The 18,556-nt window shown below is 63.0% G+C and carries 17 protein-coding genes; 14 read left to right on the plus strand and 3 right to left on the minus strand.

Annotation, left to right across the window (positions count from 1 at the left end; translation table 11 throughout):
• Nucleotides 1-135: 135 nt before the first annotated feature.
• Complete coding sequence (rnc, locus tag ACRANW_RS08630; RefSeq protein WP_479431404.1) at nucleotides 136-819, minus strand: ribonuclease III; 684 nt, start codon at nucleotides 817-819, stop codon at nucleotides 136-138.
• On the minus strand, nucleotides 816-1,652 hold the full coding sequence (gene lepB, locus ACRANW_RS08635; protein WP_479431405.1) for a signal peptidase I: 837 nt from the start codon (nucleotides 1,650-1,652) through the stop codon (nucleotides 816-818). Before lepB ends, rnc begins: the two co-directional genes overlap by 4 nt.
• 49 nt (nucleotides 1,653-1,701) lie before the next feature.
• On the opposite strand from lepB, the gene pgi reads away from it, so the two are divergent.
• From pgi to gorA, 3 genes are all read left to right on the plus strand, one after another.
• Nucleotides 1,702-3,264 (plus strand): glucose-6-phosphate isomerase, encoded by a 1,563-nt coding sequence (gene pgi / locus ACRANW_RS08640; protein ID WP_479431406.1) that lies wholly within the window; start codon nucleotides 1,702-1,704, stop codon nucleotides 3,262-3,264.
• A 224-nt stretch (nucleotides 3,265-3,488) separates the two neighbouring features.
• Nucleotides 3,489-4,985, plus strand: coding sequence for a DEAD/DEAH box helicase (locus ACRANW_RS08645; RefSeq protein ID WP_479431407.1), 1,497 nt, complete (start codon nucleotides 3,489-3,491; stop codon nucleotides 4,983-4,985).
• Between the two features lie 143 nt (nucleotides 4,986-5,128).
• Entirely contained in the window at nucleotides 5,129-6,481 is a 1,353-nt protein-coding gene (gorA, locus tag ACRANW_RS08650; RefSeq protein WP_479433903.1) for a glutathione-disulfide reductase, read from the plus strand.
• A 3-nt stretch (nucleotides 6,482-6,484) separates the two neighbouring features.
• On the opposite strand, the gene ACRANW_RS08655 is transcribed toward gorA, so the two are convergent.
• Entirely contained in the window at nucleotides 6,485-7,594 is a 1,110-nt protein-coding gene (locus ACRANW_RS08655) for an NAD(P)/FAD-dependent oxidoreductase (RefSeq protein ID WP_479431408.1), read from the minus strand.
• A gap of 74 nt (nucleotides 7,595-7,668) precedes the next feature.
• On the opposite strand from ACRANW_RS08655, the gene ACRANW_RS08660 reads away from it, so the two are divergent.
• From ACRANW_RS08660 to ACRANW_RS08710, 11 genes are all read left to right on the plus strand, one after another.
• Nucleotides 7,669-8,391, plus strand: coding sequence for an SDR family oxidoreductase (locus ACRANW_RS08660; protein WP_479431409.1), 723 nt, complete (start codon nucleotides 7,669-7,671; stop codon nucleotides 8,389-8,391).
• 83 nt (nucleotides 8,392-8,474) lie between these two features.
• Nucleotides 8,475-10,007 (plus strand): acyl-CoA carboxylase subunit beta, encoded by a 1,533-nt coding sequence (locus ACRANW_RS08665; protein WP_479431410.1) that lies wholly within the window; start codon nucleotides 8,475-8,477, stop codon nucleotides 10,005-10,007.
• Complete coding sequence (locus ACRANW_RS08670) at nucleotides 9,988-10,251, plus strand: hypothetical protein (RefSeq protein ID WP_479431411.1); 264 nt, start codon at nucleotides 9,988-9,990, stop codon at nucleotides 10,249-10,251. Before ACRANW_RS08665 ends, ACRANW_RS08670 begins: the two co-directional genes overlap by 20 nt.
• Nucleotides 10,248-10,700: a methylmalonyl-CoA epimerase gene (gene mce, locus ACRANW_RS08675; protein WP_479431412.1), complete on the plus strand. Its 453-nt coding sequence runs from the start codon at nucleotides 10,248-10,250 to the stop codon at nucleotides 10,698-10,700. Before ACRANW_RS08670 ends, mce begins: the two co-directional genes overlap by 4 nt.
• A gap of 21 nt (nucleotides 10,701-10,721) precedes the next feature.
• On the plus strand, nucleotides 10,722-11,507 hold the full coding sequence (locus tag ACRANW_RS08680; RefSeq protein WP_479431413.1) for an enoyl-CoA hydratase-related protein: 786 nt from the start codon (nucleotides 10,722-10,724) through the stop codon (nucleotides 11,505-11,507).
• Nucleotides 11,508-11,633: 126 nt separating this feature from the next.
• Nucleotides 11,634-13,787, plus strand: a complete 2,154-nt coding sequence (gene scpA, locus ACRANW_RS08685; RefSeq protein WP_479431414.1) for a methylmalonyl-CoA mutase — start codon at nucleotides 11,634-11,636, stop codon at nucleotides 13,785-13,787.
• Nucleotides 13,788-13,959: 172 nt separating this feature from the next.
• Nucleotides 13,960-14,193: a hypothetical protein gene (locus tag ACRANW_RS08690; RefSeq protein ID WP_479431415.1), complete on the plus strand. Its 234-nt coding sequence runs from the start codon at nucleotides 13,960-13,962 to the stop codon at nucleotides 14,191-14,193.
• Nucleotides 14,190-15,200, plus strand: coding sequence for a biotin synthase BioB (gene bioB / locus ACRANW_RS08695; RefSeq protein ID WP_479431416.1), 1,011 nt, complete (start codon nucleotides 14,190-14,192; stop codon nucleotides 15,198-15,200). The genes ACRANW_RS08690 and bioB overlap by 4 nt, the downstream gene beginning before the upstream one ends.
• Before the next feature lie 7 nt (nucleotides 15,201-15,207).
• Nucleotides 15,208-15,999, plus strand: a complete 792-nt coding sequence (locus ACRANW_RS08700) for a heme-dependent oxidative N-demethylase family protein (RefSeq protein WP_479431417.1) — start codon at nucleotides 15,208-15,210, stop codon at nucleotides 15,997-15,999.
• Nucleotides 15,996-16,412 carry a lysozyme inhibitor LprI family protein gene (locus tag ACRANW_RS08705; RefSeq protein WP_479431418.1) on the plus strand — a complete coding sequence of 139 codons (417 nt, stop codon included), beginning with the start codon at nucleotides 15,996-15,998 and terminating at the stop codon, nucleotides 16,410-16,412. The genes ACRANW_RS08700 and ACRANW_RS08705 overlap by 4 nt, the downstream gene beginning before the upstream one ends.
• 85 nt (nucleotides 16,413-16,497) lie before the next feature.
• Nucleotides 16,498-18,552 (plus strand): ATP-binding protein, encoded by a 2,055-nt coding sequence (locus tag ACRANW_RS08710; protein ID WP_479431419.1) that lies wholly within the window; start codon nucleotides 16,498-16,500, stop codon nucleotides 18,550-18,552.
• Nucleotides 18,553-18,556 lie beyond the last annotated feature (4 nt).

An 18,556-nucleotide genomic window follows, 5' to 3' on the forward strand; every position in this document is an offset into this window, starting at 1 on the left:
ATAGGCTCCACATGCGGTTTAGACCCCGGCTAGACCCTCTTTAGACCCCCTCCAGCCTCATAATTGCCGTCTGGATTGCCGTGTTTCACGTGAAACATTGCAAGAACATCGGTAACAATATGTCTGACGTGGGTGTTACCCGAACTGTTCCAGAAATGCCTTGGCCGCCAACCGTTCGGCCTCGCCCTTGCTGGTAGCGGTGGCTTCGGCCGCGCCGATATTGCGCACGCTGACCTGCACGGTGAAGCGGGCAGCGTGGTCCGGGCCGCTGCGGTCGATCACTTCATACAGCGGCGGCGCGCGGCGATTGCCCGCAGCCCATTCCTGCAGCGCGCTCTTGGGGTGTTTGGCCTTGCCTTCATCCCCTTCAAGCTCGTCCGCCCATAGCCGGTAGATCATGGCCTGCGCTGCGTCGAAACCGTTTTCGATGAAGCAGGCGCCGATCAGGGCCTCCATCACATCGCCGAGGATTTTGTCGCTGTCCGCCCCGCCATCATCGCGGGCCTGCTTGCCAAGGCGGATGTGGGCCGGGAGGTCGACCGCCCGTGCGATCCGCGCACAGGTCGTCCCGCTGACCAGCGCGTTCAACCGCTGCGAAAGCCGTCCTTCCGGGGCGTCACCGGCGCGAAATAGCCAACTGGCAACCGACAGGCCCAGCACCCGGTCACCCAAGAATTCAAGCCGTTGGTAATCGGCCGCTTCAGCGCCGGAGCCGTTGAAACTGCCGTGGGTAAGCGCTTCGAGCCACGTGGCCTCATTGACGATGGCGAAGCCTTGTCGTTCGAGCCAGTCGCGCGCTGGCGGCGCAAGCCCGCTCACAGCGTGTCTCCAATGCGGTCCCAGCGCGCAGCGGTGAACCACGTCCAGGGCTTGCCCCAATCGGAATTCCCGTTGGTCGACCAGACGATAATCGCTGCGCGCCCGACCAGCAGGTCTTGGGGCACCATGCCGACCCCGTCACCGGCCACGGCGGCGAAGCGGCTGTCACGCGACGAATCACGGTTGTCGCCCATCACAAATAACCGCCCCTCGGGCACGACCTGTTCGGCAAAGCTGTCATAGGGGGTCATGCCGAAATCGAGCGTGGTGTGAGAACTGCCGCCGGGCAGGGTTTCACGAAAAGCCGTGTAACGGCAGGCATTGGCAATCCCCGGCGCCGGGCCAAGATTGCCGCCCCAGGCGCAGCCGGTATTGGCCGATTGCCGCAGCGCCACATCGGCCAAGCGTTCGCGTGGCAGTTGCACACCGTTCAAAATGACGGCGCCGTCCACAACCGCGACGCGATCACCGGGCAGGCCGATCACCCGCTTGATGTATTCACGCCCGTCAACCGGGTGCTTGAAAATCACGATATCGCCGCGCTCCGGCGTACGCGCCAGCACCCGCCCATCGGGCAGCGGCAGATTGAAGGGCAGGGAGTGTCGCGAATAGCCATAAGGCCATTTGGCCGCGAGCAGATAATCGCCGTTCATCAGGCGCGGCAACATGCTCTCGCTGGGGATTGAAAAGGGCGAGAAGACAAAAATCCGGAACACCAGCACCGCCACCAACAGCTTGACCAGAAACCAGATGAACCCCCCCCAGCTTTCACGCGTGCGTGCGTCATCTGCGGCGGGCTGGGTTCCCTCAAACGATTGGGTCTTAACATCCATTGTCTCTGCCCTTACTCGCAGCCGCACACTTGCGCAAAGGGGAACGGCGATGAGCACTGCAGACGGACAATCAGGCGAAGCTGCCGTTGCGAGCGCGTGGCGCACTTTGCGCGCCTTACCGCAGCCCACCTTGGCGGACCTGTTCGGGGCGGACGCGGGTCGCCCTGCGGCACTGACCCGGCGCATCGGTTGGCCAGTTGAACCCGGCAGCACGGCGCAGGCCGGAATGCTGATCGACTTTTCCAAGACCCACCTGAGCGATGACCTGCTGGTGGCCTTTGAAACATTGACGCAAGCGGCCGGCTTTGGCGCGGCGCGTGATGCCTTGTTTGATGGCGGGATCGTCAACGTCACCGAAGGCCGCGCTGCAACCCACGGCGCGCTGCGGGGCAGTGGCACGCCTGCGCAGGTTGAAGAGGCCGAGGCACTGCTCGCCCGGATGGGAATGCTGGTCGAAGCGATCCACGAAGGCGCCCTGGACGAGGTGAAGCATTGTATCGCCATCGGCATTGGTGGCTCGGCCCTTGGCCCGGCACTGGCCATCGACGCGCTGACCCGGGACGGGGCGATGGTCGATGTCCACGTGGTGTCCAACATTGACGGATTGGCGCTGGAGCAGGCCTTTGCCGCCTGCGATCCGGCCACGACGCTGATCGCGGTCGCGTCGAAAACCTTTACCACGATCGAGACGCTGACCAACGCCAACAGCGCGCTTAAATGGCTGGCCGATAACGGTGTGGAGGACCCCGGCGGCCGGGTCATCGCTCTCACGGCATCACCCGAAAAGGCGGTGGAGTGGGGCGTGGACGAAACCCGCATCCTTCCTTTCACTGACAGCGTCGGCGGGCGCTACTCGCTGTTTTCGTCGATCGGCTTTCCAGTCGCGCTGGCCATTGGCATGGACGAGTTTTACGCGATGCTGGCGGGCGCCAAGGCCGTGGACGATCACTTCCGCGAAACCGAAGGCCGCGCCAATGCGCCCTTGCTGGCCGCCTTTGCTGACCAATATTACACGCGCCTGCGCGGTTGCCAGACCCGCGCAGTCTTTGCCTATGACGAACGTCTCGCACTGTTGCCGTCCTATCTCCAGCAGCTCGAAATGGAGTCAAATGGCAAAAGCGTGACGGTGACCGGCGCGCCGGTTGACGGACCGACAGCGGCGGTTACGTGGGGCGGGGTGGGAACGGACGCGCAGCATGCGGTGTTTCAGCTCCTGCATCAGGGTACGCATCTCATCCCGGTCGATTTCCTTGTCAGCATCGCGCCCGGCGATCAGCTTGATCCGGCGCATCACCGCATCCTGCTGATGATCTGTCTTGCGCAAGGCGCGGCGCTGATGGCAGGCAAGCCAGCAGACGATCCCGCGCGCGCCTATGCCGGGGATCGCCCGTCCACTACCTTCCTGCTCGACGATTGCGACGCCGAGACGCTCGGCGCGCTGATCGCCTTCCACGAACACCGCACTTTTGCCAATGCGGTGCTGATGGGGATCAACCCGTTCGACCAGTTCGGGGTGGAGCTGGGTAAGGCGATTGCCAAGCAGATCGAGAGCGGAGAGGGCGAATTCGATGCGAGCACGCGGGCGCTGATGGCGGCAGCAGGGCTGGGGTAGGGCGGATCAAGCTTGACTTTCCCGCAATTCCCGCCCACTGCCAATGCTTCGAAGCGCGCAGGCCATGCGTGAAGCGGCGGTATTTCTAAAACATCCGCCCCGGCCGCACTTCGGTTCTATCTCAAGACTTCCCTTTTCACGCGGGTGGTTTCAACCCCCGCGCCGCGCGTGCCATCCGTTTGGGATTGGGCAGCGCGCGTCGCAACTTTTTGCGAGTTTTTTCTATGACAACTTTTGCCGAACTCGGACTGTCGCAGCCCGTTCTTCAAGCGCTTGACCTCAAAGGTTACACCACGCCCACGCCGATCCAGGAACAGGCCATCCCGGCCGTGCTCAAGGGCCGGGATCTGCTCGGCATCGCGCAGACAGGCACCGGTAAGACCGCTGCCTTCATGCTTCCCAGCATTGATCGTTTGCGCGAAGCCGACAAACAGATACCGTTCAAATCCTGCCGGATGCTGGTACTCGCCCCCACGCGTGAACTTGCGGTCCAGATTTCTGATAGCGCCAAGGATTACGGCGCGCTTGCCGGGCTCAAGGTGCAATGCATCGTTGGCGGTACATCGGTCGGCAAGGATCGCAACAAGCTGCACCGTGGCACCGACATTTTGGTGGCCACGCCGGGCCGCTTGCTCGATCTGATCGACCAGAAGGCGCTGAACCTTTCCGGCATCGAAGTGCTCGTGCTCGACGAAGCCGACCAGATGCTGGACCTCGGCTTCATCCACGCGCTGCGCAAGATCCGCGAATTGGCTCCGAAGGATCGCCAGACGCTGTTCTTCAGCGCCACCATGCCCAAGGCGATCAAGGAGCTGGTCAGCGGCTTCTGCAACAATCCCGTGCAGGTTTCGGTCACACCCGAAAGCACCACCGCGGAACGGATCGACCAGTATCTCTTCATGGTCCAGCAGGACGAAAAGCTGAGTCTGCTCGAAATGGTCCTCAAGGGTCGCCACGAAGTCCCCGGCGCGGTCGAACGTGTGCTGATTTTCACCCGCACCAAGCATGGCGCAGACCGCGTGGTGAAGAAGCTGGAACAGGCCGGCATTCCGGCCAATGCGATCCACGGCAACAAGTCGCAGCCGCAGCGCCAGCGCGCGCTGGAGGAGTTCCGCAAGGCCCGCGTGCCGGTGCTGATCGCCACAGACGTGGCCGCACGCGGAATCGACATTCCCGGTGTCAGCCACGTTATCAATTACGAGCTGCCCAACGTGCCGGAACAATATGTACACCGCATCGGCCGCACTGCGCGTGCGGGCAAAAGCGGCATCGCGATTGCCTTTTGTGCCGAGGACGAACGCGCCTACCTCAAGGATATCCGCAAGGTCACCGGCGCCGAGCTTGAGCGTCTGGCACTGCCGGAAAACTTCCGTGCCGTGGTGGAAGGCGAAGGCCCGACCAAGCCCGCTGCCCGTACGCCGATGAAGCGCGTCAATCCGCGCCCGCTCGGCCAGCGCCCTCAGGGTGAGCGCAGGCCGCAGGGTGACAATCGCGGTGAGCGTCGCCCCGAAGGCGAACGTCGCCCGCAGGGTGATCGCAAGCCTCAAAATGCTCAGGGTCAGTCCGGTGGACAGGCGCGCTCCGGCGGCAATGGCGGCGGTGATCGTCGTCACCCCGGCGGCGGCGCACGTCCCGGCGGTAATGGCGGCGGCGGCGGTCGTGGCCGCGGCCGTCCCGGCGGCGGCGGTGGCGGCGGGCGTCCGCGCGCTGCCAGCGTCTGACAGCCAAAACAGAATAACAACAGCAGGGCGGGGGCGACAAACCCCCGCCTTTTGTTTGTCCGAATTCAGTCTTTTCGTGCCAGCACGGTTGTCGCCCCTGCTGCGCGCCGCCATATGCGTGGCCGACACCACGGGAGCGTATGATGGCCGACGATTACGACTTTGACCTCTTCACCATCGGCGCAGGTTCCGGCGGCGTACGCGCCAGCCGGGTCGCGGCGGCCCATGGAGCCAAGGTCGCTGTGGCCGAGGAATACCGCGTCGGCGGCACCTGCGTCATTCGCGGCTGCGTGCCCAAGAAGATGCTGGTCTATGGCGCGCATTTTGCCGAAGATCTGGTCGACGCGCAGCATTTCGGCTGGACCATCGGGGAAAAGAGCTTTGACTGGGCGACCTTGCGCGATTCCGTGCAGGTTGACGTCACGCGCCTCGAAGGCCTGTATGGCCAAACCCTCGGCAATCACGATGTCACCATTTTCAACGAGCGGGCAACCATCACCAGCGCGCATGAGATCACGCTGGCGAGTGGCAAGGTGGTCACCGCCGGACACATCCTGATTGCGACGGGCGCACGGCCTTTCGTGCCGGATTTTCCGGGCAACGAGCATGTCATCACCTCGAACGAGGCGTTTCATCTAGAAACCCTACCACGCCGCATTCTGATCGCGGGCGGCGGGTACATCGCCAACGAGTTTGCCGGCATTTTCAACGAATTCGGCTGCAAGGTCACGATTGCCAACCGGTCTGACACAATCCTGCGCAGCTATGATGCCAGCATTCGTGACCGGCTGCTTCAGATCTCGATGGTGAAGGGCATCAACTTCCTGTTCCACGCCGAATTCGAAAACGTCGAAAAACAGGAGGATGGCACGCTGCTGGTCAAGCTGACGGGGCAGGACGCGTGCGAATACGACGCCGTAATGGTGGCGACAGGCCGGATGCCCAATGTCGAAGGGCTTGGGTTGGAGACCATTGGTGTCGAAATCGGCAAGCGGGGCGAGATCGTGGTCGATGCCTTCAGTCGCACCAATGTCGATCATGTCTATGCGGTGGGCGATGTGACCGACCGTGTGCAGCTAACCCCGGTGGCGATCCGCGAAGGCCAGGCCTTTGCCGACAGTGTGTTCGGAGATGTCGAACCCTACGCGGTCGATCATTCCTGCGTGCCAAGCGCCGTGTTCAGCCACCCGCCCATCGCCGCTGTCGGTATGACCGAAGGCGAGGCGCGCAACACGCTTGGCAACATCAAGGTGTTCCAATCCGATTTCCGCCCGATGAAGAACGTGGTGGCAGGCCGGAACGAGCGCAGTCTTTACAAGATGATCGTCGATGCGGCGAATGACCGGATTGTGGGCATTCACATGATCGGTCCCGAAGCGCCGGAAATCATGCAGGCTGCGGCAATCGCGGTGAAGGCCGGGCTGACCAAGGCGGATTTTGACGCGACCGTCGCCATCCACCCGACGATGGCGGAAGAACTGGTTCTGTTCAAATAGCGGTCAGGCCCCAAGCCGCGCAGGGCTGAACATCGACGCCGAAAGTCCCGCCGCGGCGCAATCTTCGGGGAAGGGGTGGTCCAGCGCTGCCGCTGCGGCGATGCGTGACAGGGCGGGGGCGGTCTGAAACCCTGCGCCGCCTTGCCCTGCGCACCACACAAAACCCGGCGCACCCGCCGCGTGGCCGATAACCGGCAATTCGTCGGGCGCGAAGCTGCGCAGGCCTGCCCAGCTGTGGCTGATCCGGCGGATGGGCAAGGTGGTCGCCTTCTGCACTCGTTCAGCGGCGACAGCGATATCAAGTTCTTCAGCCGCGGCATCGCAAGGGCCTGAAGGCGTTTCATCCATCGACGACGCCAGCACTTGTCCCCGACCTTCGGGCAGCAGGTAGAAACCTTCCCCCACTGTCTTGGTGAAGGGCCAGTAACGGACATCCTGTCCCTCCGGTCCGGCAAAACTGATAATGGTGCGACGGCGCGGTGTGATGCCGATCGGGGTGACGCCGGCAAGGCGTGCGATGGTATCGGCCCAGGCGCCCGCGGCATTGACGATGATGGGCGCGGTAAAGTCCCCTGCGGAGGTCTCGACCCGCCAGCCATTGCCCATCCGGGCAATCGCGCTAACTCGCGCCCCCTTCACCAACACGCCGCCTGCGCTGCGCAGCGTGGCAAGGTGCGCCTGCAACATCGCGTTGGTATCGAGTTTGAGCGACCCGTGATCGATCAGCGCAGCATCGCAATGCTTGGGCCCGATCTTCAACGCCGGCAGCAACGCCTGCGCATCCGCACCGGAAATCCGCGCATAATCACAACCGAATTGCCGATGCACCGCCTCCAGCGCATCCAGTGCCTCGGCCTGCCCCGCTGACGCGATATGCAGCGCCGTGTGCCGCGCACCAAATTCTGCCAAGGCGGGCAGGCTCAGCGCGGTCAGCGTTCGCACGCGCTCTTCGCCCAAGCCGAAATGCGCAAAGGCCACGCTGCGGCCCGAAGCGTGGTAGCCCGGGGCGCCTTCCGCTTCCAGAACCACCACCCGGCCATGCGCTGCAAGCCGCGCAGCCAGCGAAAGCCCCGCGATCCCTGCGCCAATCACCAGAAAATCGGCCCGTTCCATCCCCACCGTTCTCGCCTATTGCATTGCGGGCGGGACAATGTCTCCATACGCCCGTCAGCGATAGGGGGTGTGTCATGCAACTTGCAGGAAAAACGGTTTTGCTCACCGGCGGCAGCGCCGGGATCGGGCGTGCCATGGCGCGGCAGTTGCAGGTCCAGGGCGCGCGGGTGATCCTGACGGGGCGCGATCCGGAAAGACTTGCTGCCATGCGGGCAGAGGGGTTAGAAACGGTGTCTGCCGATTTGTCCCACGCAGCCGGGGTCGATGCTTTGGTGGCGCAGGTTGCTGACAAGGCGATCGACATTCTGATCAACAACGCCGGGCAACTGGTCGATCACGATTTTCGCAAGGCCGCGCCTGACGCCGATGCAGCGGATGCCGGGATCTATGCTAATCTCACCGCGCCGATCCGGCTGATCACCGCGTTGCTCCCGCAACTGCGCGCGCGCCCCGAGGCTGCGATCGTCAATGTCACCAGCGGTCTTGCGATTTCGCCCGCGGCGCGCCAGCCGGTCTATTGCGCGACCAAAGCAGGCTTGCGGTTCTACACGCTGGCGCTGCGCGAGCAGATGAAGGGTACCGGCGTGCAGGTGATCGAGGCGCTCCCGCCGGTGGTCGATACCCAGATGAACGATGGAACCGCGATGAAGAAGATGTCGCCCGAAGAATGTGCACGTCAGATCATTGCCGCGATCACGCAGGGGCGCGACGAAGCCAATATCGGCATGACCAAGCTGCTGCGCATCGTCGATTCGATCTCGCCTGCCTTGGCGCGACGGATGACGCTGGGGTTCTGACGGCCGCTTTTGCCACGTTGACGCTGCGGGCATGGTAAGGCAACGCAGGGGGCAAGAAGACTTGCTGAGAGAGGAGCGACGCCGTGTCCGCCAACATCGCCGAAATGGAACGCCGCCGTGAAGCTGCCCGGATGGGCGGCGGGGCCAAGCGCATCGCAGCCCAGCACGCCAAGGGCAAACTGACCGCGCGTGAACGGCTCGACGTGCTGCTCGATGAAGGCAGCTTCGAAGAGGTCGACACCTATGTCGAGCATGATTGCACCGATTTCGGCATGGAGACGCAGCGCATTCCGGGTGACGGGGTGGTGACCGGCAGCGGCACGATCAACGGGCGGCTGGTCTATGTGTTCAGCCAGGATTTCACCGTGTTCGGCGGCTCGCTGTCGAAACGCCATGCCGAGAAAATCTGCAAGGTGATGGACGCCGCGATGAAGGTCGGCGCGCCGGTGATTGGCCTCAACGATTCGGGCGGGGCGCGGATTCAGGAGGGCGTGGCGAGCCTTGGCGGCTATGCCGAGGTGTTCCAGCGCAATGTGCTCGCCAGCGGCGTGGTGCCGCAGATCAGCCTCATCATGGGGCCGTGCGCAGGGGGTGCGGTGTATTCGCCCGCCATGACCGACTTCATCTTCATGGTGAAGGATAGCAGCTACATGTTCGTCACCGGGCCGGAGGTGGTGAAAACCGTCACCAACGAAGTGGTCACGCAGGAAGAACTGGGCGGGGCGATCACGCACACCACCAAGACCAGCGTGGCGGACTTGGCCTACGAGAACGATGTCGAGGCATTGCTGGCGACCCGGCGGTTCTTTGACTTCCTGCCGCTGTCCAACCGTGACGACGCCCCGATCCTGCCCACCAGCGATGCGTGGGACCGGATCGACATGAGCCTCGACACGCTGATCCCCGATAATGCCAACCAGCCCTATGACATGCACGAAGTCATCGCCAAGGTGCTGGACGAAGGCGATTTCTTCGAGATCCAGCCAATGCACGCGGGCAATATCCTGTGCGGGTTCGGCCGCGTGGAAGGCCGCACCGTCGGCGTGGTGGCAAACCAGCCGATGGTGCTGGCGGGCGTGCTCGACATCAATTCCTCGAAGAAAGCCGCGCGCTTCGTGCGGTTCTGCGATGCGTTTGAAATCCCGATCCTGACGTTTGTGGACGTCCCCGGCTTCCTGCCCGGCACCGCGCAGGAACTGGGCGGGATCATCAAGCACGGCGCGAAACTGCTGTTCGCCTATGCCGAGGCGACCGTGCCCAAGATCACCGTGATCACCCGCAAGGCTTACGGCGGGGCCTATGACGTGATGGCATCAAAGCACCTGCGCGGCGATTTGAACTACGCCTGGCCCACGGCCGAAATCGCGGTGATGGGCGCGAAGGGCGCGGTGGAGATCATCTTCCGCTCAGATCGCGGCGATGCGGAAAAGATCGCGGAGAAGACCAAGGAATACGAAGACCGCTTTGCCAATCCGTTTGTGGCGGCCTCGCGCGGGTATATCGATGAGGTGATCCACCCGCACTCGACGCGGCGGCGGATTGCGCTGGGGCTACGCAAGCTGCGGACGAAGCAGTTGGAGAACCCTTGGAAGAAGCATGACAATATTCCGCTCTAAACCGTTGCGCATGGCGTTTCGATTGACGAACCGGAGCAACCGGAAGCTCCACATTTTGACGGAGCCTTGGTGTGAGGAGTTTGAACTTGAGCCGGGTGACGTGCTGCAATGGACTGCCAGCGTCAAGGAACTCATAGATCTGGTTAATCCGCTGGATTTCGAGGTCTATCTTGAAGACGATCACGCGTCCTTGTGGTGTCCACCTGACTCAGAGTTCAAGATAGAAAAGGCGAACTCAAAATGAAACTCGGCCGTCTCAACCACATCGGGGTCGCCACGCCCTCTATCGCGGACTCGATCGCGTTCTATCGCGACGTCATGGGCGCGACGAAAATCCACACGCCGTTCGATCTTGAGGAGCAGGGCGTGAAGGTCTGCTTCGTCGACACCCCGGGAGCCGATGGCGCGATGAACGGAACGCAGATCGAGCTGATCGAGCCGCTGGGGGAAGGCTCCACGCTCGCCGGCTTCCTCGCCAAGAACCCATTGGGCGGGCAGCACCATCTGTGCTTCGAAGTGCCCGATATCGCGGAAGCGCGCACCGCGTTTGAAGAACAGGGCAAGCGCATCCTCGGCCCCACGCGCATCGGCGCGCACGGTACACCTATCTTTTTCGTCCATCCCAAGGACATGGGCGGGATGCTTACCGAGATCATGGAGACCCCGCGCGAGGATGCGCATTGGTCGAACTGACGCCACATACCGGAGAGAGAAATGTCCTACGAAACCATCCGCGCCCAGCGCGAAGGCCCGCTGCTGACCATCACCCTCAACCGCCCGGAGCGGCTCAATGCGATGGCGCCGCAGATGGCGGACGAATTGGGGCAGGCGTTCTATGATCTGGGCGATGCGCGCGCGGTGCTGATCACAGGCGAGGGCAAGGGTTTTTGTTCAGGCGCCGATCTTTCGGCGCGGGGTGCGGGGAGCGCGCTCGGCAGCAAGGGCGGTAGCCACGAGGCGCTGATCAATCATTATAATCCTGCCATAAGCCAGCTGATCCGGGCCGAAGTGCCGGTGATCTGCGCGGTCAACGGTCCTGCGGCGGGCGTCGGCTGCTCGCTTGCGCTGGCGGCAGATTTCACCATCGCCGGCCGCAGCGCCTATTTTCTACAAGCCTTCGTCAACATCGGCCTGGTGCCTGATGGCGGATCGACCTGGCTGCTGGCCCGCGCCATCGGCCGCGCCCGTGCCACGCGGATGATCATGCTGGGCGAGAAAATTTCGGGCGAACAGGCCGAGGATTGGGGCCTGATCTACAAATGCGTCGATGATGCCGACCTTATGACCGAGGCTCGCACGCTGGCGACAAATCTGGCCAACGGCCCGACGATTGCCTACGCCCAGATGAAACGCAATCTGGCCACCGCGCTCGATACCAACCTGCAAATGGTGCTGCTGGCCGAGGCTGAGGCCCAGCGCACGGCGGGCGCGACGGCGGACGCCATGGAGGGCGGCATGGCTTTCCTCCAGAAGCGCAAGGCAGAGTTCAAGGGGGCGTAAGCGCCCCGACAACCTCGCACCCGTTCGACCTGAGCTTGTAGAAGGGCTGTTTTTTCGTCAGGTGCGTTGCTCAATATAAAAGGCAGGGCTTCGACAAGCTCAGCCCGAACGGATTAGGCTGTGCACATGACCCAAAAACCCACCGTCTCCGATTGGAAAGCCCTCGCCACCAAGGAAGTGAAGGGGCGCGACCTCACCTGGCACACGCCCGAAGGTATTGCAGTCCAACCGCTCTACACGGCTGAAGATCACGCCGGCTTCGACCCCGGCCTGCCCGGTTTCGCGCCCTTCACCCGGGGTGTGAAAGCGTCGATGTATGCAGGGAGGCCGTGGACGATCCGGCAATATGCGGGCTTCTCCACCGCCGAGGAATCCAACGCCTTCTACCGCCGTAACCTCGCGATGGGGCAGAAGGGGCTTTCCGTTGCCTTCGATCTCGCCACCCACCGCGGCTATGATTCCGATCACCCGCGCGTGGTGGGCGATGTCGGCAAGGCGGGAGTCGCTATTGATACGGTCGCGGACATGGAGATCCTGTTCAGCGACATTCCGCTCGATGCCATGTCCGTGTCCATGACCATGAACGGTGCCGTGATCCCGGTGCTGGCGTTCTTCATCGTCGCGGCGGAACGTCAGGGCGTGTCGCAGGACAAGCTCGAAGGCACGATCCAGAACGACATTCTAAAAGAGTTCATGGTCCGCAACACTTACATCTACCCGCCCGAGCCATCGATGCGGATCATTTCGGACATCATCGCATATACCTCGGCCGACATGCCGAAGTTCAACAGCATTTCGATCAGCGGCTATCACATGCACGAAGCCGGGGCGACGGCGGTGCAGGAACTCGCCTTCACCATCGCCGATGGCAAGGAATATGCGGCGCGCGCAATGGCGGCGGGGCTGGATATCGACGCTTTCGCTGGCCGCCTCAGCTTCTTCTTCGGTATCGGCATGAACTTCTTCATGGAGATCGCTAAACTGCGCGCCGCGCGCACGCTGTGGTACAAGGTGATGGACGATCTGGGGGCGCAGGACGAACGCTCAAAGATGTTGCGTACCCACTGTCAGACCTCCGGTGTGTCGTTGCAGGAGCAAGACCCCTACAACAATGTCATCCGCACCACGGTGGAGGCGATGGCGGCGGTGCTGGGCGGCACCCAGTCGCTGCACACCAATGCGCTGGATGAAGCGATTGCGCTGCCCACCGATTTCAGCGCCCGTATCGCCCGCAACACCCAGTTGGTGCTGCAGGAGGAAAGCGGCATCTGCAACGTCGTCGATCCGCTCGGCGGCTCGCATTATATCGAGGCGCTGACCGCCACGCTGGTGGCCGAGGCCGAGGCGATGATGGCCGAGGTTGATGCGGTGGGCGGCATGACCGCCTATGTCGCCACCGGCGCGCCCAAGGCCGCGATTGAGCGTGCGGCGGCGGAAAAGCAGACCCGCGTGGACAAGGGCGAGACCGTGATCGTCGGCGTCAACAAGTATCGCAAGGATAGCGAAGACCCGATGGAGACATTGGAGGTCGATAACCAGATGGTGCGCACCGGCCAGATCGCGCGATTGGCGAAAGTGCGCGAGGGCCGTGACGAGGCGGCGTGCCGTGCGGCTCTGGCGGCTTTGACGGCCGGGTGCAGTGCGGGCGAAAACGTGCTGGCGCTCGCAGTCGCAGCTGCGCGCCACGATGCGACCTTGGGCGAGATTTCCTCGGCCATGGAAGAGGTGTTCGGCCGCCACGATGCCAAGCCTGCGCCGGTCAGCGGTGTCTATGCCAGCGCCTATGAATTCGACCGGCGCTGGAAACAGGTGACCGACGGGGTCGAAGCCGTGGGCCGCCGCTTGGGCCGTACGCCCCGCATCATGGTCGCCAAAATGGGTCAAGATGGCCACGATCGCGGCGCCAACGTGATCGCGAGCGCGTTCTCCGATATGGGCTTTGACGTCATTTCCGGCCCGCTGTTCCAGACGCCCGAGGAAGCCTGCGCGATGGCGCTGGAACATGATGTCGATGTGGCGGGCGCATCCAGCTTGGCTGCGGGCCACAAGACCTTGATCCCGGAACTGGTGCGTCTCCTCAGGGAAGCTGGGCGCGGCGATATCAAGGTGACGGCGGGCGGTGTGATCCCGCCGCAGGATTACGAATATCTGCGCGAAGCCGGGGTGCAGGGGATCTACGGGCCGGGATCGAACGTGGTGGAATGCGCGGCGGATATTCTGGTGCTGCTCGGGCATAATATGCCGCCGCTGGGCGAGGGGCTGGACGAGGCGGCGGAGTAGGGTTTCCCCAACTCCGTTCGCCCTGAGCTTGTCGAAGGGCCGCACTTCCTTTTTTCCGATTGCGCCAGAAGAAAGAACAGGGCTTCGACAAGCTCAGCCCGAACGGTTATCGGGTTGTTCTGGATTGCCGCGTCGCCTGCGGCTCCGCGCAATGACGAAAGGGGAGGGTAGCGTGAGTTTCAGCGATCGACCGTTGGTTATCTTACGTCAGAAATTCGGATGCGCGATTATTGCGGCTATCGGGATACTTGTCACCTTCGTTGCTACAGTTCTCGCGGCTCTTGGCTCTTGCCCCGAATGCGATCCTAACCCCGTCGTTCAATTCATTCTTCTGCCCGGTGTTCCGATCCTCTTTGTCGGCATTGGGATACTGATGATCCGACACTTCATGCGAGATAAAGATTGACCCACCCCCGCACCACCTGGACCCGCCCCGAAATCGCAGGGCTCTTCGACCTGCCTTTCACCGAGCTGCTGTTCCAGGCCGCCAGCGTCCACCGCGAATATCACCCGCCCACGCAGGTGCAGCTCTGCACCTTGCTCAGCATCAAGACCGGCGGTTGCCCGGAGGATTGCGGCTATTGCTCGCAATCGGTCAGCGCCGATAGCGGCGTGGAAGCTACCAAGCTGATGGACGTGCAGGCCGTGCTCCAACGCGCGGCGCAGGCCAAGGATGCAGGCTCCCAGCGGTTCTGTATGGGCGCGGCGTGGCGCAATCCCAAGGATCGCGACATGCCCGCGATTGTCGAGATCGTGAAGGGCGTGCGCGACATGGGGCTGGAGACCTGCATGACGCTGGGGATGCTCGAACCGCATCAGGCGGCCATGCTCGCGGAAGCGGGCCTCGATTACTACAACCACAATATCGACAGCAGCCCTGAATATTACGAGCGCGTCATCTCCACCCGCGATTTCCAGTGCCGGCTCGATACGCTGGATCACGTTCGCAAGGCGGGGATCAACGTGTGCTCGGGCGGGATCGTCGGCATGGGCGAGACGCGTGAGGATCGGGTGGGGTTCATCCACACGCTCGCCACCTTGCCGCAGCATCCGGAAAGCGTGCCGGTCAACGCGCTGGTGCCGGTGAAGGGCACGGTGCTCGGCAATATGCTGGCCGATACGCCGCTGGCCAAGATCGACGATATCGAATTTGTCCGCACGGTCGCGGTCGCCCGTATCACCATGCCGCGATCAATGGTGCGGCTGTCGGCCGGGCGCGAGTCGATGAGCGAGGCGACACAGGCGCTGTGCTTCCTTGCCGGCGCGAATTCGATTTTCACCGGCGACAAGCTGCTGACCGCACCCAATGCCGGCGATGACAGCGACGGGGCGCTGTTTGCGAAACTGGGTCTGACTGCGCTGAAGGGCGAGGAACCGGCGCGCGCTTGCAAGAGCGCGGTGGCGGCGGAGTGAAGCTGGCTTGACCCTCGGCTTTTCCGTCAACGCTTTGCTGCCCAAGGCGCGTGGAGGCGGGCAGTTGCGGATGGGGCTAGTCAAGCTGGAGGAGCGCGATTGGCTTGATCCAGCGCCCGATCTGGCGGCGCGGGCGGCGGGCTTCGCCGATTGGCCGCAAGGCGTGCAGTTGACGCCCCAAGTCACCGCGCCTGGCCGTGAACTTGCCGCAATGCTCGGCGTCTCTGGTGCGCTGCCCGAAGCCGCGCTCGCGACGCACGAAGACCTATGCCTGCTCACAAAACGTGACGATGAAGAGGTCTACCGATTGATAGGCGCGGCGGTCGCCTGGCCTTCGGACTGGCACCCCGCCGAAAAGATCGGTTTGCCGTTGCGCGCGCTCCACGCGCCCATCGCGGGCTATGAGCAGCAACTCGCCACCGGGGTCGACCGCTTCATGGAGACGCTGCGCCCCGGCCCGATCTACGCGCGGTGCAACTGGTTCATCGCCGCGACGCACGAACGCCGTTGGCTTCCGCAGCAGCCGCCGCACGAAGCCTTCGGCCATGTCACGCCGGACAATGCAGGCAAGACCCTGTTCGTGCGCTCCGAACGCCAGACGCTCCGGCGGTTGCCGCAGACCGGTGCGATCCTGTTCACGATCGGCATTTACGTCGAGCCGCTTGGCAACCTCTCTCCCGCCAATATCGCCATGCTGGGCAAGGCCGTGCAACACCTTGTCGCGGGCGAGGGTGACCGCAGGGGCGCGCCCGCCTATGCTGACAGCCTCGTCGCTTTTGCGCAAAGGAGCGCTGCATGATCGCCACGTTCATCCTCCCCTTGCTTGCGCAGGCCGCCGAGCCGCCGGTGCCTGAATGGAACTGCGACGACCCGCAATTCCAGCAGGAAATGAACTGGTGTGCCGGGCAGGATTATCACGCGGCCGACGCCGAATTGAACCAGCAATGGAAGGTCACCGCCGCCGCGATGAAGGCGCGCGATGCCGATTTCCTCGCTTATGGTGCGGATGAATACGACACCCGTGAAGGCTGGTTCGAAAGCCTGCTCGAAGCCCAGCGTGGCTGGTTGCGGTATCGCGATGCCCAGTGCCGGGTGGATGGCTACAACGCGCGCGGCGGCAGCATGGAGCCCTTGTTGGTTCTGAGCTGCAAAGCCCGGCTGACGCGTCTGCGCACAGCGGAACTCAAGGAACTGGTCGAAATCCCCGGTTGACGCCGCAACTCCGATAGCTTGCAGGCGGCGCAATCCGGCGGCATAGCTTTCCGTACGTCACGCCCCTGGAGAGAGGTTGCCTCGTTTGTTTTCCAAGATCCTGATTGCCAACCGCGGCGAAATCGCCTGCCGCGTCATCACCACTGCCCGGAAAATGGGGATCAAGACCGTTGCGGTCTACTCCGATGCCGATGCGCGCGCGCCGTTTGTGGCGATGGCGGACGAGGCGGTGCATATCGGCCCGTCGCCTGCGGCGGAAAGCTACCTGATCGCCGACAAGATTATCGCTGCTTGCAAGCAGACCGGGGCCGAAGCTGTGCATCCGGGCTACGGCTTCCTTTCGGAACGCACCTCCTTCGCGGAAGCTCTGGCGAAAGAAAACATCGCGTTCATTGGCCCGCCCGTGAACGCGATTGCCGCGATGGGCGACAAGATCGAATCCAAGAAGCTCGCCAAGGAAGCGGGCGTCAATGTCGTCCCCGGCTTTGTCGGAGAGATCGAGGATACCGAACACGCGGTGCGGATCGCGGACGAGATCGGCTATCCGGTGATGATGAAGGCTTCGGCAGGCGGCGGGGGCAAGGGGATGCGCCTTGCTTACAGCGAAGCCGACGTGCGCGAAGGGTTTGAGGCGACCAAGCGCGAAGGGCTCAATTCCTTCGGTGATGACCGCGTGTTCATCGAGAAGTTCATCCTCAATCCGCGCCACATTGAAATCCAGATCCTTGGCGATCAGCACGGCAATATTCTCTACCTTAACGAGCGCGAATGCTCGATCCAGCGCCGCCACCAGAAGGTGGTTGAAGAAGCGCCGTCGCCCTTCGTCACGCCCAAAATGCGCAAGGCGATGGGCGAACAATGCGTCGCTCTGTCGCGCGCGGTGGGCTATTACAGCGCGGGCACGGTCGAACTGATCGTCAGCGGCGCGGACCCGACGGGGGAGAGCTTCTACTTCCTCGAAATGAACACCCGGCTACAGGTCGAACACCCCGTGACCGAGGCGATCACCGGGATTGATCTGGTCGAACAGATGATCCGCGTTGCTTATGGCGAAAAGCTCGCCTTCACGCAGGATGATATCGGCATTGACGGCTGGGCGATCGAAAACCGCGTCTATGCCGAAGACCCCTATCGCGGTTTCTTGCCCAGCACTGGAAGGCTGGTGGAATACGCCCCGCCGCTTGCCGGCTGGAGCGCGGATGATTCCGTCGGCGGCAAGGCCCGGCGCGGGGTTGCCCGCGGCGCTGGCGGCGTGCGGGTGGATGATGGCGTGTATCACGGCGGCGAAGTTTCGCGCTTTTACGACCCGATGATTGCCAAGCTCATCACCTGGGCACCGACCCGCGATGAAGCGGCAGATTTGCAGATCGAAGCGCTCGACAATTTTCGTATCAAGGGCTTGAGCCACAATATCGATTTCCTCAGCGCGATCATGCAGCATCCGCGCTTTCGCTCGGGCGAGTTGACCACGGGCTTCATTGCCGAAGAATATCCCGATGGATTCGAGGGCGCCGCGACCACGTTGGATTTCCGGCGCGTTCTGGCGGCGGTGTGTGCCGGCAACGAATTCAGCTTGCAGAGCCGCGCGCGGCAGATTTCGGGCCAGCTTGATGGGCCTTTGCCGGTGACCAGCGCCTGGCTGGTGAAGCTGGGTGATGAACGCTTCAACGTCCAACTCGGCGATGGCCATGCAATGGTGGACGGCGTGCGCGTGGAGGGCACCTGCAACTGGTTGCCCGGTATGGTGCAGGCCGAAGCCACGGGCCGGGTCGAGGATGGCGAGGAAATACGCTTCGGCTTGATCGTTGAGCGGATCGGTAACCAGTGGAAAGTGACCACCCGCGGCGCAGGCCACACTGCGCTGGTGCTTCCGCTCAGGCTGGCGCAGCACGAAGCGCTGATGATTGAAAAGGTGCCGCCCGATCTGTCGCGGTTCCTGATCTGTCCGATGCCCGGAATGCTGGTGAAGCTGCACGTAGGTGAAGGCGAGACGGTGCAAGCCGGCCAGCCGCTTGCCACGGTCGAGGCCATGAAGATGGAAAACATCCTGCGGGCTGAAAAGGAAGGCGTGATCGCCAAGATCAACGCTGCCGAGGGCGAAAGCCTGGCTGTGGATGCCGTGATTCTCGAGCTGGAATAACGCG

This window comes from Erythrobacter sp. 'gip.4 top 5' (genome assembly GCF_056495765.1).

Coding starts and splice junctions, on each gene's coding strand:
- lepB (WP_479431405.1), bottom strand. CDS start 1,652: ATGGATGTTAAGACCCAATCGTTTGAGGGAACCCAGCCCGCCGCAGAT.
- pgi (WP_479431406.1), top strand. CDS start 1,702: ATGAGCACTGCAGACGGACAATCAGGCGAAGCTGCCGTTGCGAGCGCG.
- ACRANW_RS08645 (WP_479431407.1), top strand. CDS start 3,489: ATGACAACTTTTGCCGAACTCGGACTGTCGCAGCCCGTTCTTCAAGCG.
- gorA (WP_479433903.1), top strand. CDS start 5,129: ATGGCCGACGATTACGACTTTGACCTCTTCACCATCGGCGCAGGTTCC.
- ACRANW_RS08655 (WP_479431408.1), bottom strand. CDS start 7,594: ATGGAACGGGCCGATTTTCTGGTGATTGGCGCAGGGATCGCGGGGCTT.
- ACRANW_RS08660 (WP_479431409.1), top strand. CDS start 7,669: ATGCAACTTGCAGGAAAAACGGTTTTGCTCACCGGCGGCAGCGCCGGG.
- ACRANW_RS08670 (WP_479431411.1), top strand. CDS start 9,988: ATGACAATATTCCGCTCTAAACCGTTGCGCATGGCGTTTCGATTGACG.
- mce (WP_479431412.1), top strand. CDS start 10,248: ATGAAACTCGGCCGTCTCAACCACATCGGGGTCGCCACGCCCTCTATC.
- ACRANW_RS08680 (WP_479431413.1), top strand. CDS start 10,722: ATGTCCTACGAAACCATCCGCGCCCAGCGCGAAGGCCCGCTGCTGACC.
- scpA (WP_479431414.1), top strand. CDS start 11,634: ATGACCCAAAAACCCACCGTCTCCGATTGGAAAGCCCTCGCCACCAAG.
- ACRANW_RS08705 (WP_479431418.1), top strand. CDS start 15,996: ATGATCGCCACGTTCATCCTCCCCTTGCTTGCGCAGGCCGCCGAGCCG.